General features: G+C 63.6%; 14 protein-coding genes. 5 read left to right on the top strand and 9 right to left on the bottom strand.

Annotated elements, in window-relative coordinates; genetic code table 11:
• Window positions 1–17 precede the first annotated feature (17 nt).
• The gene (locus tag ABIB73_RS22225; RefSeq protein ID WP_354227318.1) at window positions 18–440 is read right to left on the bottom strand and encodes a GFA family protein; all 423 of its coding nucleotides are present in this window, start codon (window positions 438–440) and stop codon (window positions 18–20) included.
• Window positions 441–544: 104 nt separating this feature from the next.
• The gene (gene mddA / locus ABIB73_RS22220; protein WP_354227316.1) at window positions 545–1,333 is read right to left on the bottom strand and encodes a methanethiol S-methyltransferase; all 789 of its coding nucleotides are present in this window, start codon (window positions 1,331–1,333) and stop codon (window positions 545–547) included.
• A gap of 134 nt (window positions 1,334–1,467) precedes the next feature.
• Between mddA and ABIB73_RS22215 the strand changes: the two genes are divergently transcribed.
• Entirely contained in the window at window positions 1,468–3,018 is a 1,551-nt protein-coding gene (locus tag ABIB73_RS22215) for a winged helix-turn-helix domain-containing protein (protein WP_354227314.1), read from the top strand.
• Between the two features lie 20 nt (window positions 3,019–3,038).
• On the opposite strand, the gene ABIB73_RS22210 is transcribed toward ABIB73_RS22215, so the two are convergent.
• The 3 genes from ABIB73_RS22210 to ABIB73_RS22200 form a co-directional block, all read right to left on the bottom strand.
• The gene (locus ABIB73_RS22210; protein ID WP_354227312.1) at window positions 3,039–3,632 is read right to left on the bottom strand and encodes a DUF2147 domain-containing protein; all 594 of its coding nucleotides are present in this window, start codon (window positions 3,630–3,632) and stop codon (window positions 3,039–3,041) included.
• Between the two features lie 32 nt (window positions 3,633–3,664).
• Window positions 3,665–4,327 carry a DUF3313 domain-containing protein gene (locus tag ABIB73_RS22205; protein ID WP_354227310.1) on the bottom strand — a complete coding sequence of 221 codons (663 nt, stop codon included), beginning with the start codon at window positions 4,325–4,327 and terminating at the stop codon, window positions 3,665–3,667.
• Between the two features lie 251 nt (window positions 4,328–4,578).
• The gene (locus tag ABIB73_RS22200; protein WP_354227308.1) at window positions 4,579–5,217 is read right to left on the bottom strand and encodes a TetR/AcrR family transcriptional regulator; all 639 of its coding nucleotides are present in this window, start codon (window positions 5,215–5,217) and stop codon (window positions 4,579–4,581) included.
• Between the two features lie 216 nt (window positions 5,218–5,433).
• Here ABIB73_RS22200 and ABIB73_RS22195 point away from each other — a divergent pair, with 216 nt between their 5' ends.
• The 4 genes from ABIB73_RS22195 to ABIB73_RS22180 all read left to right on the top strand — a co-directional run bounded on the left by ABIB73_RS22195 (window position 5,434) and on the right by ABIB73_RS22180 (window position 10,701).
• Entirely contained in the window at window positions 5,434–6,984 is a 1,551-nt protein-coding gene (locus ABIB73_RS22195; protein WP_354227306.1) for an ABC transporter substrate-binding protein, read from the top strand.
• 287 nt (window positions 6,985–7,271) lie between these two features.
• On the top strand, window positions 7,272–8,243 hold the full coding sequence (locus ABIB73_RS22190) for an ABC transporter permease (protein WP_354227304.1): 972 nt from the start codon (window positions 7,272–7,274) through the stop codon (window positions 8,241–8,243).
• Window positions 8,240–9,079: an ABC transporter permease gene (locus ABIB73_RS22185; protein WP_354227302.1), complete on the top strand. Its 840-nt coding sequence runs from the start codon at window positions 8,240–8,242 to the stop codon at window positions 9,077–9,079. Before ABIB73_RS22190 ends, ABIB73_RS22185 begins: the two co-directional genes overlap by 4 nt.
• Before the next feature lie 2 nt (window positions 9,080–9,081).
• Window positions 9,082–10,701, top strand: coding sequence for an ABC transporter ATP-binding protein (locus ABIB73_RS22180; RefSeq protein ID WP_354227391.1), 1,620 nt, complete (start codon window positions 9,082–9,084; stop codon window positions 10,699–10,701).
• A 36-nt stretch (window positions 10,702–10,737) separates the two neighbouring features.
• Here the strand turns inward: ABIB73_RS22180 and ABIB73_RS22175 are convergent, their stop codons facing one another.
• The 4 genes from ABIB73_RS22175 to ABIB73_RS22160 are packed head-to-tail and all read right to left on the bottom strand — an operon-like array spanning window position 10,738 to window position 16,795.
• Window positions 10,738–11,316, bottom strand: a complete 579-nt coding sequence (locus ABIB73_RS22175; protein WP_354227300.1) for a MarR family winged helix-turn-helix transcriptional regulator — start codon at window positions 11,314–11,316, stop codon at window positions 10,738–10,740.
• Complete coding sequence (locus tag ABIB73_RS22170) at window positions 11,298–12,437, bottom strand: OpgC family protein (protein WP_354227298.1); 1,140 nt, start codon at window positions 12,435–12,437, stop codon at window positions 11,298–11,300. The genes ABIB73_RS22175 and ABIB73_RS22170 overlap by 19 nt, the downstream gene beginning before the upstream one ends.
• Before the next feature lie 19 nt (window positions 12,438–12,456).
• Window positions 12,457–13,611 (bottom strand): efflux RND transporter periplasmic adaptor subunit, encoded by a 1,155-nt coding sequence (locus tag ABIB73_RS22165; protein ID WP_354227296.1) that lies wholly within the window; start codon window positions 13,609–13,611, stop codon window positions 12,457–12,459.
• Window positions 13,598–16,795 (bottom strand): efflux RND transporter permease subunit, encoded by a 3,198-nt coding sequence (locus tag ABIB73_RS22160; RefSeq protein WP_354227294.1) that lies wholly within the window; start codon window positions 16,793–16,795, stop codon window positions 13,598–13,600. The genes ABIB73_RS22165 and ABIB73_RS22160 overlap by 14 nt, the downstream gene beginning before the upstream one ends.
• Window positions 16,796–16,905: the final 110 nt, after the last annotated feature.

The following is a 16,905-nucleotide window of genomic DNA, read 5'->3' as shown; positions in this document are numbered from 1 at the left end:
AGAGAGGCGAAGAATTCCTACTCCTGCATCATCTCGCCGCTGCCACCGAACTCGGCGGGAAAATCCTTCAGCTTGGGCAGGCCGTCGCGCATCGGCAGCACCGTCTCGGCGTAGTTGACGTGGACGCCGGGCGCGAACGCGAGCGTGGGGATGGTGGCGGTGAAGACGTCGATCAGGTCGAGCGGCGGATGATTGGTCATGAGATGACCGCCGCACTTTTTGCAAAATTTGCGCTGGCTGAGCGGCGTCTTGGCAAAGGTCTCGACGTGCTGGGCGCCTTCGGTGATGCGCACGGCTTCCGGCTTCCACAGGCTGAAAGCGTTCACCGGTCCACCCGACCATGAGCGGCACGAGCGGCAATGGCAGTAGCCCATCGCCTCCGGCGCGCCCGTTACCTCGATCGTGACGGCGCCGCAGAAGCAGTTTCCGACGTGTTTCATTTGGGTTTCTCCTAAGATGGAAAGAAATCTGATGACAGTTGGCTACACGCGCTGGCGCCTGCGCGCATCCTCCTTTCGGGGGACGCGCGCGGGAGACGCGAAGCTTATACCGACCTGCGCCAGGGAATAAGCATCGACACGCGTTGCTTGTACTGCCGGTATTCGTCGCCGAAGAGATCGACGAGGTCGCGCTCCTCCAGCGCTATGCCGACGAGGATGTAGAGCGTGGTCACGGCCGCGAACAGCAGATGGCCTGCGGTCATGGTCGGCGCCGCCCAGAAGGCGATGATGAAGCCGAGATAGATCGGATGCCGGACGAATTTGTAGAGCAGCGGCGTCTTGAAGCGCGGCGGCGACGCTTCCTTGCCGGCGAGGTGATTGGTCACCTGGTCCAATCCGAACAGCTCGAAATGATTGATGATGAAAGTCGAGGTGAACACCAGCACCCAGCCCGCGAACGACAGCGTGACCAGCGTCACGGCAAGATCCGGGTTCGCGACGTCCCATATGATCGCGGGCAGCGGACGCCACTGCCAAAACAGAAGGAGCAGCGACAGGCTTGCCAGCAGCACATAGGTGGAGCGCTCGACCGGCTTGGGGACGAATTGCGTCCACCACGCCTTGAAGCGCTGGCGCGCCATCACGCTGTGTTGAACGGCGAACAGCGCCATCAGGAGGAGATTGACGATGACGGCCTCAGCCGTCGGCGTGTCGGTTCCGGTGTCGATGGTCTTCGGCACCACCAGCCCCATCACGAAGCCGATAGCGTAGAGAATGGTGACGAAAAACACGAGATATGCCGCAATTCCGTACAGAAAGGCGATGAACTTGAAAGCTTTCGAGCCCGAGACGTCGGGGCCCAGGGACTGAACCTGATGATCAATTTGGGTCATAAACAGCTCCGTTGTGCCAAAACGCCGGCACTTCATTGGTCGCTGCACCATGCTGCATCGGACGTCCCCTGACTTTCGCGGACGGTTGATTTTCGCCTGAGACGACTTTGATTTTTGCTTGAGACGACAGAAACGTGCGATTTCTCTTTGAAAACAATGTGCTCGACGGCGATCTGCGCGAGCTGACATGCGACGGCGCGGCTGTTCCGCTGCAGCCGCAGGTGTTCGATCTGCTGCTTTATCTCGTCGCGCAGCGCGCCCGCGTGGTCAGCAAGGATGACCTGATCAGCGAGATCTGGAGCGACCGCATCATCTCGGACTCTGCGCTGAACAGCCGGATCAATGCCGTGCGAAAGGCACTGGGCGACGACGGCACGACGCAGCGGCTGATCAAGACGATCCCGCGCAAGGGCTTTCGTTTCGTCGGCGAAGTCCAGGAAGACGCGGCATCCTCGCCTGCACCGGCCGAGACCTCACACGCCCCCGCGCGCGTCGTGACGGACCGACCGGGAATCGCAGTGCTCGCCTTCCAGAACATGAGCGGCGATCCCGCCCAGGAATATTTCGGCGACGGCATCAGCGAGGACATCCTCACTGCGCTGTCGAAGCAGCGCTGGTTCATGGTGATCGCCCGCAACTCGTCCTTCACCTACAAGGGACGCGCGGTCCATATCAAGCAGATCGCCGAGGAGCTCGGCGTCCGCTACATCGTCGAGGGCAGCGTGCGCAAGGCGGACAACCGCGTGCGCATCACGGCGCAGCTCAACGACGCCACCACCGGCAGCCATCTCTGGGCGGAGCGCTACGACCGCGAGCTGGTCGACGTCTTCGCCGTGCAGGACGAGATCACCGAGCGGATCGTCGCGGCGATCGAGCCGCAGATCCATGCCGCTGAGAATTTTCGCGCCCATCGCAAGCCGCCATCGAGCCTGGATGCCTGGGACTTGCTGATGCGGGCGCTGTCGCATTACTGGCGGGTGACGCCGCAAGACCACGCTGCGGCGCAGACGCTGCTCGAGCGCGCGATCGCGATCGATCCGGATTACGGCCAGGCGCTGTCGGTGCTGGCGGCGAGCCACATGTTCGGCGTGCATCTCGGCTGGGCCGAACTGGCCGCGACGGCACCGATCGCGGAGACCGCCGCGCTCGCCGCGGTACGCTGCGACCACGAGGACGCCTGGGCCCATGCCGCACTCGGCAGCGTCTGCTTCTCGACGCGGCGGCTTGCGGACGCTCTGTCCGAGTTCGAGCAGGCGCTCGCGCTCAATCCGAACTTCTCGCTGGCGCAGGGCTATTACGCGCTGGCGCTATCCTATGCCGGACGACCGAACGACTCGTTCGAGGCGGCGCAAAAGGCGATAAGGCTCTCGCCGCGCGATCCGTCGCTGGCGATCTATTACGGTATCGCCGGCTATGCACGCTTCACCGCGCAGCGCTATGACGAGGCCATCGCGCTCGCGCGCGAGGCGATCCGCCATCGCGGCGACCTCACCGGCGCCTATCGCGTGCTCGCGGTGTCCGCCGGCATGACCGGCGACAGCGCGCTTGCGGAGATGGCGCTACAGGAACTCCGCCGCACCCAGCCCGGCATCTCGCCACACTGGATCGCGACGCAACTGCCATGGGCGAACGACGCGGACCGCGAGCATTATCTGGAGGGATTCCGGCGGGCGGGGTTGCGATGATCGGCGCGACTGACGCGTCGCTATTTCGCTTTGGCTTCCGTCTTCACTTCCGTCTTAACTTGGATCGGCTTCGGCGCCGGGACCTGCGCCCATTCCTTGTCGGCGCGGGGACCATTGAGATCGCCGGTGAGGCCGACGAGCTGGCCAGGCTGGGCGTCGAGGGTCTGCTGCCAGGTCTGGGTCTGGCACAACAGCTTGATCAGGCAACCCTTGAGCTTGAGCCGGTCGCCGGATTCGCGCCACAGCGAGACCGAATAGAATTTGCCGTCCTCGGCATTGTAGATGTCGCCGGCGAAGCGGCCTTCGGGCGTCGCCTGCAGGCCCATGATGAGCTGGTGGCCGAGCAGCGTGCGGGCTCGCTTGTCGGGGTCGGGATTTTCCTTGTCGCGGTAGGGCTGGCCGCGCTTGTCGGCCGGCTCCTTCATCCAGACGATGAAGCCGCAGATGCGGTCGCGCGACGGTCCGCAGCGCTCGAGACGGACGCGGGCGCGGCCGTCTTCGACGAGCCATGTGCCGCTGGGATCATTTGGCGCGACGGCGCCGGCGCGGCCGCCGAGCACCATCATCACGACGGTGATGGCGACGCGCAGCACGAAGCGAAGGACAATGTTCATCAGCGGCACCTTTCGTTGGCTGGTTGGAGGCGTCAGTTCAGTTGCGCCATCAGCGCGTCGGCGCCCTTGTCGACGCCGGCGTTGGCGGCCGCGAGCGAGCCGACGCTGGCCTTGATGTCGTAGGCGCCGGGATATTGCTTGGTGACGTAGGCGGTGAGCAGGCGCGAGGTGGCAGCGTCAAAAATCTCGACGCCATAGATGACCGAGCCGGTCATCATCCCCTCGCCGTCGCGCGCGGCCTGCACGCCGTTGTAGACGGCGCCGGCGAGATCGAAGCGGGAGAGCGTGCCGAGCACCGGCGTGTTGGTGACGGCGCCGGTGAGCGTCAGCCGGATCCGCAGCGTGTTCGGCGCGCGGTCGCGTACCAGCATGAAGCGGCCGCGCAGCCGCTCGGCGAACCGGGTCTGCATGTAGGCGGCAAGCGTCGCCTTGTCCTTGTCGGACATGTCGCCGAACTGGTGATCCTTGCCGCGGTAGACCACCACGGGTTCGAGGATCACCTTGTTATAGGCGCGCCAGTCGACCTGGGTGGAATAGCGGTAGGGTACGCGGCCGGAGGCGTCCGACTTGTCGGGAGCCATGTAGGCCGAGGATGCCATCTCCGAATAGGGCACGGGCGCGACGGAGGCGCAGCCGGCTACGGCCGCGCCAAGCACCAGCGTTCCCAGACCGCGCAGGGCGATCGAGCGATCCATTCCAGACTCCTCTCGTGACTTTGCGAAAGCCAATGGCGACCGCAGCCGCGTACGGGACCAGACGCGGCTGCGGTCTTCACCATTGCCAGCCCAAGGCTTCGTCCGGGGCCATGTCGGAAGCCTTGGGCCGCCTCAGTGTTTCCATTTATAAAACCGACCAGTTGGTTTGTAAAGTGCGGAACTACGGTCCGGCGCATTTGGCCGCAGGCGCAGCTTTGGGCAGCGGCCGGTTGGACTTTGTTAACGATGAATCAGGCGCGCTTGCGCGGGGTTGCGGCCTTTGCCGCCAGTGCTGCGCCGGATTTTGCGGAGCGCGTCCCGGACGGCTGTTCGAGACCGGTCCACTGCTTATCGTCCAGCAGACGCGCGAACAGGCGATCATGCTCCGCCTTGCTCAGCGGAGACATGCCGAACAGGCCGCTCAGCAGCAGTCCTCGCGCCGCCGCCCAGCGCAGCAGCGCCAGATCCGGATCGGCGGCTTCGGCCTTGATGGCCGCGACCCGCTTCATCTCGCGATCGCGCGGAAGAGTCATCAGGCCGGGATTCTCGACCATGGCAGCGACCAGCGCGAGCGCCGCTGAATTCGGCGCGCTGGCGGCTTCGCGTACGGTCGCAAGCTGGGTCGCGAGCTCGGGGTTCTCCGATGTGCCGCTCACCTTCGCCTGATAACGGTTCGAAAACTCCTCGAAATGCGCCATCTGGCGCTCGAGCAGCGCCTTCAGCACCGCTTCCTTGGTGCGGAACTGGTGCATTACGCCGCCCTTGCTCAGCCCGCTCTCGCGCGCAATCGCATCGAGCGTCAGACGGCCGGGCCCGTCGCGCGCGATGATCGCGATCGCCGCCTCGAGAGCGGCGTTGCGGGACCGTTCGGAGCGTGTGGCATTGTCCATGGCCGACTTGTCTCCGCGACAGGACAATGAATCAAGTGAAAACAGGACGCGCTGTACATTTTTTGTGCGAACACTGTCGAGACTTTCATCTTGCGGCGCCGAATGAGACTATGTGAGCCTCGATACCGGATGGGGACTGGGATGGGCCGGCCGTAGCTTTGCGCGCGACGACGTCGCGAAGCGTTTACGGCCGGCCTCGCTTGAGAAAGATACGATATGTCGAAACGAGTGTTGCTTGGTCTCGTCCTGGCGTGCGGCCTCACCGCCTCGGCGCTGGCGCAAGAGCCGAAAATGGGGGGCGTGATCAATGCCGTGATCCAGCCCGAGCCGCCCGGCCTGATGCTTGCTATGATCCAGAACGGCCCGACCCAGATGGTCTCGGGCAACATCTTCGAGGGCCTGTTGCGCTACGGCCCCAAGCTCGAACTGCAGCCGGAACTGGCCGAGAGCTGGAGCGTCAGCGAAGACGCCAAGACCTACACCTTCAAGCTGAAGAAGGGCGTGACCTGGCATGACGGCAAGCCCTTCACCGCCGCCGACGTGCTGTTCTCGATCGAGATGCTGAAGCAGACCCACGCACGCGCCCGCAACAACCTCACGCAGGTCGAAAAGGTCGAGGCGCCCGACGACTACACGGTGGTGTTCACGCTGAAACAGCCGTTCGGTCCGTTCCTCGGCATCTTCGAGGTCGGCTCGATGCCAATGGTGCCGAAGCATCTTTATGAAGGCACCGACTGGAAGACCAACCCCTACAACAACGCGCCGGTCGGCACCGGCCCCTTCATGTTCAAGGAGTGGCAGAAGGGCTCGTTCATCCGCCTGGTCAAGAATCCGAACTACCACGAGAAGGGCAAACCCTATCTCGACGAGATTTACTGGCAGATCATTCCGGACGCCGCCGCGCGCTCGGTCGCATACGAGACCGGCAAGGTCGACGTGCTGCCCGGCGGCTCGGTCGAAAACTTCGACGTGCCGCGGCTGTCCAAGCTGAAGGACACATGCGTCACTGGCGCCGGCTGGGAATTCTTCTCGCCGCTCGCCTGGCTGTGGCTGAACAACCGCCAGGGTCCGCTTGCCGACAAGCGGGTGCGGCAGGCGATCATGTACGCGATCGACCGCGATTTCGCCAAGGACGTGATCTGGAACGGGCTCGGCAAGGTCGCCACCGGTCCGTCGGCCTCGACCATCAAGTTCTACACCGACGACGTGCCGAAATATCCCTACGATCCGGCCAAGGCCAAGGCGCTCCTGAAGGAAGCCGGCTACAAGGGCGAGAAGATCCGCATGCTGCCGCTCGCCTATGGCGAGACCTGGCAGCGCTGGGGCGAAGCCGTGAAGCAGAACCTCCAGGACGTCGGCATGAACATCGAGACGATCGCCACCGACGTCGCCGGTGGCAACCAGAAGATCGGTGACTGGGACTACGATATCGCCTTCACCTATCTCTACCAGTATGGCGATCCCGCGCTCGGGGTGGGCCGCAACTACGTCTCCAGCGCGATCGCCAAGGGCCAGATCTTCAACAACGTCGAAGGCTACTCCAACCCGGAGATCGACAAGCTGTTCGCCGACGGCGCCGTCGCAACCCCGGATTCCAAGCGCAAGGAGATCTACGAGAAGGCGCAGAAGATCCTGGTCGAGGACGTGCCGGTAGCCTGGATGCTCGAGCTGCAATTCCCGACCATCACGCGCTGCAAGGTCAAGAACCTGATTACCACCGGGATCGGGGTCAATGACGGCTTCAAGGACGCATGGCTCGATAAGTGAAGAGCCGAATCTTCACCTCGCCCCGCTTGCGGGGAGAGGTCGACGCGCTATGGTCCAAGCGGCATGACTTCTGATCGAGCCTCAAACTCGCTGCACCTCTCCCGCTTGCAGGGGAGGTCGACGCGCTCGGCAGCGCACTTGCGCGCCAGAGCGCGGCGGGTGGGGGCTCTCTCCACTCGAAGACCCCCTCTGCGGAAGCACCCCCACCCCACCCCTCCCCCGCAAGCGGGAGAGGAGGCGCACCATCGCCGCGGTAGCAATCAAGTCAAACAAGCGTCGCTCTAAATATGCTCTCCTTCGTCGCTCAGCGTGTCGTGAAGGGCGTGATCGTCCTGCTCGCGATCGTCGTCCTCAATTTCTTCCTTATCCGGCTTGCGCCCGGTGACCCCGCAGTCGTGATGGCGGGCGAGGCCGGGGCCAGCGACCAGGTCTTCGTCCAGCAGCTGCGGGAAAAGTTCGGCCTCGACAAGCCGCTGCCCGAGCAACTCTTCATCTACGTCAAGGGCATCGCGACCCTCGATCTCGGCTTCTCGTTCCGCCAGCAGGCGCCAGTGTCGAAGCTGATCCTGGAGCGGCTGCCGGCGACTCTGCTGCTGACGCTCACCGCGTTCGCGATATCGCTCGTGCTCGGCGTGCTCTTCGGCACCTTCGCCGCGCGTTTTGCCGGAACCTTCCTCGACACCGCCATCACCGTGTTCGCGCTGATCTTTTACGCCATGCCGATCTTCTGGGTGGCGCTGATGGGAATCCTGTTGTTCTCGGTCACGGTCGATTGGCTGCCGAGCTTCGGCTATGAAACGGTCGGCGCCAACTATTCCGGGCTTGCCCATATGTTCGATGTCGGCGCGCATCTGATCATGCCGGCCATGACGCTCGGCCTGTTCTTCATGGCAACCTACACCCGCATGACGCGCGCCTCGATGCTGGAGGTGAAGCGGCTCGACTTCGTCAAGACCGCGCGCGCCAAGGGCCTCAGCGATGCCGTGATCCAGCGCCGCCACGTGCTGCGCAACGCACTGCTGCCGGTGGTGACGCTCGCCGGGGTGCATGCCGGCACGCTAATCGGCGGCGCCGTCATCACCGAGACCGTGTTCGCCTGGCCCGGCATCGGGCGGCTGATGTACGACGCGCTGCTGCAGCGCGACTACAACCTCCTGCTCGGCGTTTTCGTGACCTGCTCGGTCATGGTCCTGATCTTCAATCTCATCACCGACCTGGTCTACCGCCTGGTCGATCCGCGCATCGAATACGCCACATGAAACAGTTCTGGAAATCGATGCTGCGCAGCCCGAGCGGTGTCATCGGGCTCATCATCCTGCTGCTCGCGATTGCGGTCGCGGTGTTCGGCCCGCTGCTGTTCCCGAATTCGCCCTGGCGCATGGTGCAGCGGCCGTTCCTGCCGCCCTTCACGCTCTCGACCGTGCCGCTCGGCACCGACGCGCTCGGCCGCGACGTGTTCGCCGGAATGATCTTTGGCGCACGCGTGTCGCTGCTCGTCGGCCTCGTCTCCACCCTCGTCGCGCTGATCGTCGGCATGCCGATCGGCGCCATGGCCGGCTATTTTGGCGGCAAGGTCGACGACGCCTTGATGCGCTTCACCGAATTCTTCCAGACCATTCCGAGCTTCGCGCTCGCGATCGTGCTGGTCGCGATCCTACAGCCCTCGATCTATTCGATCGTGGCCTCGATTGCTGTGGTGAGCTGGCCGCCGGTCGCCCGCCTCGTGCGCGGCGAGGTGCTGTCGCTGCGCACCCGCGAATATGTCCAGGCCGCTATCGTCACCGGCCAAAGCAACACCTGGATCATTTTGCGCGAGATTTTGCCCAATGCGCTGTCGCCGGTGATCGTGCTGGCCTCGCTGATGGTCGCAACCGCGATCCTGCTGGAATCCTCGCTGTCGTTCCTCGGCCTCGGCGATCCCAATCTGATCTCCTGGGGCTACATGGTCGGCGCCGGCCGGACCGTGATCCGCCAGGCCTGGTGGATCACCGTGTTTCCCGGCGTCGCGATCCTGATCTCGGTGCTCGGCCTGAACCTGATCGGCGAAGGTCTCAACGACGCGCTCAATCCGCGGCTGTCGCGGGAGGGACGCTGATGATGACCGCCCCGCCCGCCGTCTCCATCAAGAACTTGCGGATCGCGCTGCCCAAGGGCGCCGAGCGTCCCTTCGCGGTCGACGGCCTCTCGCTGGATTTGCGGCCCGGCAAGATCGTCTGCGTCGTCGGCGAATCCGGCTCCGGCAAGTCGATGTGCGCGCATGCGCTGATGGGCCTGTTGCCGGACACAGTGAACGTCACTTCCGGCGAGATCCAGTTCGAAGGCCGCGACCTGCTCAAGCTCGATGATGACGGCTGGCGCGATTTGCGCGGCCGCAGGCTCGCGATGATCTTTCAGGAGCCGATGACCGCGCTCAATCCGTTGATGCGGATCGGCGACCAGATGGCGGAGATGTTCGAGGCGCATGGCCTGCTCTCCCCGAAGGAGCGGCGTGCGAAGGCGCTGTCGCTGGCGCGCGAGGTCGGCCTGCCCGACCCCGAGCGCATCGTGCGCGCCTACCCGCACCAGCTCTCGGGCGGCCAGCGCCAGCGCGCCATGATCGCGATGGCGCTCGCGCTCGAGCCCGCGGTGCTGGTGGCGGATGAGCCGACCACCGCGCTCGACGTCACCACGCAGGCGCAAATCCTGAAGCTGATCCGCAACCTCCAGCGCAACCGCAACATGGCGGTGATGTTCATCACCCATGATTTCGGTGTGGTCGCAGACATCGCCGACCAGGTCGTGGTGCTCAGGCATGGCAAGGTGGTGGAGGAAGGCCCTGCCGCGACCGTCTTCAACGCGCCGCAGCACGACTATACCAAGGCGCTGCTCGCCGCCGTGCCGACGATGGACCCGCCGGCGCGCGCACCGCTCGACGATCAGGCCAAAGCCGTCGAGGTCATCGGGCTCGACAAGACCTATGTCACGCCAGGCGGCTGGTTCCGCGAGGACCGCCGCGTCGACGCCGCGCGCGAAGTCAACTTCACGATCCTGAAAGGCGAGACGCTCGGCCTTGTCGGCGAATCCGGCTCCGGCAAGTCGTCGGTGGCCCGCCTCGTGATGCGGCTGATTGAAGCCGACCGCGGCACCGTGCGGATCGGGGAGACCGATCTCACCTCGCTCTCAGGCCAGGCGCTGCGCGCCGAGCGCCATCGCATCCAGATGATCTTTCAGGATCCGTTCGCCTCCCTCAATCCGCGCCGCAAGATCGGCCACATCATCGCCGACGGTCCGATCGCGGCCGGCACCGATCCCAAGGTGGCATTCGACCGCGCCCGCGATCTCCTCAGGATGGTCGGCCTCGATGCCGGCGCGCTCGACCGCTACCCGCACGAATTCTCCGGCGGGCAGCGGCAGCGTGTCGGCATCGCCCGCGCCCTCGCGCTCGAACCCGAGATCATCGTCGCCGACGAGGCCGTCTCCGCGCTCGACGTCTCCGTGCAGGCGCAGGTGCTCAAGCTGCTGGAGGATTTGAAGGCGCGCCTCGGCCTGTCGATGCTGTTCATCACCCACGATCTGCGCGTCGCAGCCCAAATCTGCGACCGGATCGCGGTGATGCAGCGCGGCGCCATCGTCGAGCTGAAGCCGACGGCGCAGCTCTTCGCCGCGCCCGAGCATGCCTATACGCGCGAGCTGCTGGCGGCGGTGCCGGGGCAGAAGGAGCGTATGCCGGCGGCATAGGCGACCGGCCCGCGTCCTTGCTTCGCATCTGCGTCGTTATGATCGCGAGGGAAGAACGACACCCAGGCAATCGAGCGCGGCTTTATGCCGTACTTTGCCGATACGAAGTTTGAGAGTTGTCAGCATGGCTATGAAGTCGGATCTCTCCGCCGCTGTGAAGTCCATGAAGATGAACTCTTCGAGGGTCGTTTGTTGTCCGATAAGATTTGCCAGCTGCCGACGAGTCTTTTCAGAAAGCGACAGCTGGACCACGCGCCTGTCGATCGATGAGGGCCTTCGATACAGAAATCCTTCCTTCTCCAGCGCCTTCGATTGAGACGTAACAAACGACGGCTCGACGTGGAGCATCTTGGCGACGATATTTACGGCAACACCATCCTCTTTGGCTGGTTTGGTTAGTGCCATGAGGATCCTCCACTGCGGATAGCTTATCCCTAACGCGCTTGCCCATATCTGGTGAATCTCTGCGAAATATAGGCTGATTGAGGCGATCTCCCACGCCAGCTGCCTGACGGGGTCGAGCTCCATGGGCCGCGTCTTTGATTCCGCAACAAATTCATTCTGCGGCAGAGGATTGTCCGTGTGGCGGCTTCGTTTCACGGACGGCTGGTCCATCCAATTATCGCGATCGCTCGCATCGGTACGGCTCGGGCCTTGGATCGTCTCATGAACTCTCCGGAGACGTAAGCGATCGCCGTCATGAGCGACAGTCCGACCAATCCGACAGCGATCTGCGTCCACAGCGCGTTCGCGCTCAGCTCGATCAAGGCATGCGCACAGAACGAGAGCACAACGCCGCAACAAAATACCGGCAACGAGCGCTTGCCACAGGCGATCATCGGAGCAAACGCCCGCCAGCGCAAAATCGGCGAGTCCGGTCGCAGCAGGTTGTTCGCAACGACGGCCAAAGCGATGAAGTGAATGATCCGCGACGGCGCGAGGTTGGTCTTATGCGCGGGGTCGAACGGGTTAGGCATCCATTGCGGCAACGCGCCGACGTCGGACTGCAGCGCGACGACGAATGTCAATATGAGGACGCCGACCGCGAGCCAGAAGACAAAATCCGAGCGCAGGATAGGTTCGATCGGCCGCGTCGCTCCGAAGCCAGTCCACGCACCGATGAAGAACAGGAGTTGCCAGGTCAAGGGATTGAAAAACCAGACGCCTCCGTCGGCGCCAGGAAGGTTCCAACCGAAGTGCCGTGACGCAACGTAAATGAACAACGAGAGGACGAGGGTCAGGGACGGACTCTTGGCCAGAAGCCACATGCCCGGCACAAATGCCGCCAGCAACGCCATGTAGAGAGGAAGCACATCGAGATTGACCGGCTTGTATCCCAGAAGCAGCGCGTGTCCGAACGCGCGAAACGGCGCTGCGGAAAATGCGGCAACGTTAAACTGATTGACGTCGTCGGGATCGCCGGAAGCGAACGACACCCAGACGATGACGCCAACGTAGACGAAGAGCACGGAAAGGTGCGCCGCGTAGAGCTGGAACACCCGTTTCATGACCTTCGCTGCGGCGGAGGCATATCCGCTTTCACGCATGATCCGCAGGAAGACCAATGCAGCCGTATATCCGGAGATGAAGACGAACAGATCCGCGGCATCGCTGAACCCATAGTTCTTGATGGTCAGCCAACTCAGGACTTCATGCGGCGTGTGATCCAGGAAGATCGCCCAGTTCGCCAATCCTCTGAACAGGTCCAGCCGGACATCGCGAACCGATTCACCCATGGCGACCTCGCTTTCGACGTCAGGATGACGGTGGCGCAGCGGCGACCTGGACGGTATCGCCGTTGGCCAGCGTTTCCGGCGGATTGTTAACGACACGATCGGACGGCGACAGTCCCGCAAGCACTTCGACGCTGTCGCCGAAGTCGCGGCCCAGTTCGATGGTCTTCAATACGACCTTGTTGCCATCGAGCACGGCCGCTTGCGTGCCCTTGTTGCCGACAACGAGCGCCGTCGACGGAATTCGAAGCCGGTTCGGATCGGATGGGATCTTGAAGTGGACGTTACAATAGGCGCCGCCGAAGAATTTTCCCTCGGAATTGTCGGCCTGCAGCTCGACCTGCATGCTGTGAGAGGCGCTGTTGATCGACTTCGAGATGTGCGACAGTGTCGCGTCGAACTGCACCCCGGGATATTGCGGCATCTCGAATGTCGCGACTATTCCCGGCTTCAATCCTGCGGAGAACGACTGCGGCACCTGGACGTAGATGCGCACCCGGTGCAGGTCCGACACCTCGAACAGCGGCTGTCCTGCTCCACCAGCCGAGATCAGCATACCGATCTCGACGTTGCGGGCCGTGACCACACCGTCGAAGGGCGCGGCCAGCGTCTTGAACGACTGCATCGCCTCGAGCTGTCGAACATTCGCCTCGTTGGCGTCGACGACAGCCTCTTTCGCCTTGGCGTCGGCGTCGGTCTGGTCGGCGAGCTGCTGCGCGACGATCTGCTTCTGAAGCAGGATATTGTTGCGCGAGGCCGTCAGGTTCGCGATCTGGAGGTTGGCGCGCACGCTTGCCAGCGTCGCCCTGGCCTGGCTGAGCTGCTGGTCGAGATCGGGCGCATCGACGATCGCCAGGGTCTGCCCAGCCTTGACCGAGGTTCCGATGTCGTGGTCCCAGCTCTTCAGATAACCGTTCACACGTGCGTAGATCGCGGCCTTGTTAAAGGGCTGGACGTTGCCCGGCAGTGTCAGCGTCTGATTCGGAGGCGTCGGGATAAACGATGCCAGTGAAACCGTTGCGGTCGTCTGCTGGTTGGTCCAGTCCGCGACCTCCTGCTTGCTCTGCGCCCGGCTCATGAAGCCGTAGCCTGCGATAAGCCCGACGAACGCAAGGATGGCGCCTGCAACGGTCAGCAGGCTGCGCTTCGCAGGCGCTCTAACGTTATCCGTCGACATCGGTCGCTCCGCTCAATTCGTTGAAGTGGTCTCGGGCGAGACGCGTCGATGCCCCGCCGTGCACCAGGCTGAAAATGGTCGGAACCAGAAAAAGCGTGGCGCAGGTCGCGAAGATCAGGCCTCCGATGACGGCACGCCCGAGCGGCATGTTCTGGCCGGGCTCGATCGCCATCGGAAGCATGCCGATAACCATCGCAAGTGCGGTCATGAGTACGGGGCGGAAGCGCGAACTTCCCGCATCGAACGCCGCCTCGAACGCGCTCGCACCTTCCGCCATGCGCTCGCGGGCGAAGCTGATCACCAGGATGCTGTTTGCGGTCGCGACGCCCATGCACATGATCGCGCCAGTCAGCGCGGGAACGGACAACGTCGTGCCAGTGCCGAACAGCATCCAGACGATTCCGGCCAAGGCGGTGGGCAGCGCCATGACGATGACGAACGGGTCAAGCCAGGACTGAAAATTGATGACGATGAGCAGGTAGATCAGCACGATGGCGGCGGCGAGCCCAACGTAGAGCTGCTGGTACGCGCTCGTCATCGTGCTCACCTGGCCGCGCAAGGCTACGCTGGCCCCCTGCGGGAGGTCCTTCGAGGTGTCCTCGATCGTCTTCTGGATGTCGGTGGCGAGCGCGCCCAGATCGCGCCCTTGCGGCGTGGCGTAGATGTCGATGACCGGTGAGACGTTGTAGTGCGAGACCACGGCATTGCTGCGGCTGCGCGCGACGTCGGCGATGCCGCCGAGCAACTGCGTGTTCGCGCCAGTCGTGGAGGTGACCGGGATGTTCTGGAGGCCGGTCATGGTGTCGATGTCGCGCTGCGGTGTCTGGATCGAGACCGCATAGGACACACCATTCTTCGGATCCAGCCAGTAGGTCGGCGACGATTGGGAGCTTCCGGACAGCGTCGTGAGCATGGCTGTCGCGACGTCTTTTTCGCTGAGGCCCGCCAGCGAGGCCATCGACCGGTCGACGTTGACGTCGAGTGTCGGCTGCTGGAACGCCTGCTGGATGCGCGCGTCGGCAATGCCCGGGATCGATTTGATCCGGGTCAATAACGCGTTGGCATATTGGCGATCGGCCGCAAGGTCCCTGCCGGCGACCTGGACGTCGATCGGCGCCGGCACGCCGAAATTCAGCACCTGGCTGACGATGTCGGCGGGAAGGAACGCGAAGGATGTGCCCGGGAATTGCTGCGGCAGCTTCTCCCGCATGGTCTTGATGTAGTCGTCCGTCGGCGCGTGGTTCGGGTTCAGGCTGATCAGAATGTCCGCGTCGCCGACGCCGATGGTGCCGGAATTGTTGTAGGCCATGTTGATGCCGCTGACGCTGAGGCCGACGTTGCTGACGATGCCTCCGATCTCGTTCTTTGGAATGATCTTCTGGATCTCGGCGCTGACCTTGTCGCTGAGACTGACCGTCTGCTCGATCCGGGTGCCCGTCGGAGCGCGGATGTGGAGCTTGATCTGGCCGGCGTCCACCGTCGGGAAGAAGTCCTGTCCGAGATAGGGCGCCAGCCCGAACGAAAGAACGCTGACGATCAGGAAGCCGGCGATGACCTTGACGCGGTTGCCGAGGCAAAGCTGCAGCAGGCCGCGGTATCGCGCGCGAACGCCCTCGAACACCCGCTCGAAGCCGCGCTGGAAGCGGGTGAGCGGGTTGCGCGACGGAGGCGCGCCGGCGCCCTCGCCCCCGTGATGGATCTGCTGATTGCGCAACAGATAGTTGGCCATCGTGGGCACCAGCGTACGCGACAGCACGTAAGAGGCGGCGAGCGCCAGGATCACGGCTTCGGCGAGCGGCCGGAACAGATAGCCGGCGACGCCGCCCAGGCCGAACATCGGAACGAAGGCGATGCAGATGCAGAGCAGCGAGACGGTCGCCGGCACCACGATCTGGCGGGCACCGTCCAGGATGGCCGGTTCGATCGCCTTGCCTTGTTCCATGTGCCAATTGATGTTCTCGATCGTGACGGTGGCGTCGTCGACCAGGATGCCCACCGCGAGCGCAAGGCCGCCGAGCGTCATCACGTTGATGGTCTCTCCGAGCACCGAGAGGCCCGCCAGCGCGGCCAGGATTGCGAGCGGGATCGAAAGCGTGATGATCAGCGTGGAGCGCCAACTGCCGAGGAACAGCAAGATCATCATGCCGGTGAGGACTGCGGCGATGATGCCCTCCTTGACCACGCTCGAGACGGCGTCCGTGACATAGACCGACTGGTCGCCGACGGGGGTCAGCTTGAGACTGCTCGGAAGGGTCTTCGAGATCGACGGCAACAGCGCCTTGACGTTGTTGATGATGTCGAGCGTCGAGCTCACGCCGGCCTTCATGACCGTCAACAGCACGGCGCTGGCGCCGTTGACCCGGACCGCGTTGGTCTGCGGCGGATTGCCGTCGTGAACGTAGGCCACGTCGCGCATGTAGACCACGGTGCCGTTCACCGTCTTGATCGGAAGATTATTGAAGGCGTCGATGGCTTTCGGCGAGTCGTTCAGATTCACGGTGTATTCGTAGGAGCCGATCTTCTGCGTTCCGACGGGCGTGATCAGGTTCTGCAGGGACAGCGCATTGATCACGTCGTTCGCAGAGACCCCATATTGGTGGAGCGCCCGCTGATTGAGGTCCGCCTGCACCTGCCGCACCTTGCCGCCGAACGGCAGCGGCAGAGTGGCGCCGGGAACAGGCGCCAAAGCCGGCCTGATGAAGTTGAGTGCGGAGTCGTAGACCTGCGTCTCCGACATCTGGGGGCTCGACAGAGCGAGTTGCAGGATCGGGACGCTCGACGCGTTGAAACTGAGGATCAACGGCGGCGTGATGCCCGGCGGCATCTGCTTCAGCACCGTCTGCGACATGCCGTTGACCTGCGCCAGCGCGGCGTTGATGTTCACGGTCGGCTGAAAGAATATCTTGATGATGCCGTAGTTGACGATCGACTGGGATTCGATGTGCTCGATGTCGTTGACGCTGTTGGGCAGCGAGCGTTCGTAGAATGTGACGATGCGGCCCGCCATGTCGTCGGCGGGCAGGCCCGTGTAACTGAACACCACGCTGACGACGGGAATGTTGATGTTGGGAAAGATGTCCGTCGGGGTCCGTAACGCCGCGGTTGTGCCGAAAATCAGGATCAGCACCGCCATCACCACGAACGTATAGGGTCGCGCCAGCGCCAGCCGCACGATTGCGAGCATGTTCCAATCTCCCGGAAGCCGTGGGCGGTCGTGCCGGGCCAGGCCTCTCACCATCGCCGGCCCGACTGCGGCACCGGCCACGATGCAATAACCAGGAGAATACGATTGAG

This window comes from Bradyrhizobium sp. F1.4.3 (genome assembly GCF_040548375.1).
GTDB lineage: Bacteria > Pseudomonadota > Alphaproteobacteria > Rhizobiales > Xanthobacteraceae > Bradyrhizobium.
The sequence above is the reverse complement of the archived record's forward strand: the minus strand, read 5'-3'. Positions and strand labels throughout refer to the sequence as shown.

Excerpts from the sequence above, each read along its gene's own strand:
- ABIB73_RS22180 (WP_354227391.1), top strand. The coding sequence starts at position 9,082 with ATGACCGCCCCGCCCGCCGTCTCCATCAAGAACTTGCGGATCGCGCTG.
- ABIB73_RS22185 (WP_354227302.1), top strand. The coding sequence starts at position 8,240 with ATGAAACAGTTCTGGAAATCGATGCTGCGCAGCCCGAGCGGTGTCATC.
- ABIB73_RS22170 (WP_354227298.1), bottom strand. The coding sequence starts at position 12,437 with ATGGGTGAATCGGTTCGCGATGTCCGGCTGGACCTGTTCAGAGGATTG.
- ABIB73_RS22165 (WP_354227296.1), bottom strand. The coding sequence starts at position 13,611 with ATGTCGACGGATAACGTTAGAGCGCCTGCGAAGCGCAGCCTGCTGACC.
- ABIB73_RS22195 (WP_354227306.1), top strand. The coding sequence starts at position 5,434 with ATGTCGAAACGAGTGTTGCTTGGTCTCGTCCTGGCGTGCGGCCTCACC.
- mddA (WP_354227316.1), bottom strand. The coding sequence starts at position 1,333 with ATGACCCAAATTGATCATCAGGTTCAGTCCCTGGGCCCCGACGTCTCG.
- ABIB73_RS22205 (WP_354227310.1), bottom strand. The coding sequence starts at position 4,327 with ATGGATCGCTCGATCGCCCTGCGCGGTCTGGGAACGCTGGTGCTTGGC.
- ABIB73_RS22200 (WP_354227308.1), bottom strand. The coding sequence starts at position 5,217 with ATGGACAATGCCACACGCTCCGAACGGTCCCGCAACGCCGCTCTCGAG.
- ABIB73_RS22160 (WP_354227294.1), bottom strand. The coding sequence starts at position 16,795 with ATGCTCGCAATCGTGCGGCTGGCGCTGGCGCGACCCTATACGTTCGTG.
- ABIB73_RS22175 (WP_354227300.1), bottom strand. The coding sequence starts at position 11,316 with ATGGACCAGCCGTCCGTGAAACGAAGCCGCCACACGGACAATCCTCTG.
- ABIB73_RS22190 (WP_354227304.1), top strand. The coding sequence starts at position 7,272 with ATGCTCTCCTTCGTCGCTCAGCGTGTCGTGAAGGGCGTGATCGTCCTG.
- ABIB73_RS22225 (WP_354227318.1), bottom strand. The coding sequence starts at position 440 with ATGAAACACGTCGGAAACTGCTTCTGCGGCGCCGTCACGATCGAGGTA.
- ABIB73_RS22210 (WP_354227312.1), bottom strand. The coding sequence starts at position 3,632 with ATGAACATTGTCCTTCGCTTCGTGCTGCGCGTCGCCATCACCGTCGTG.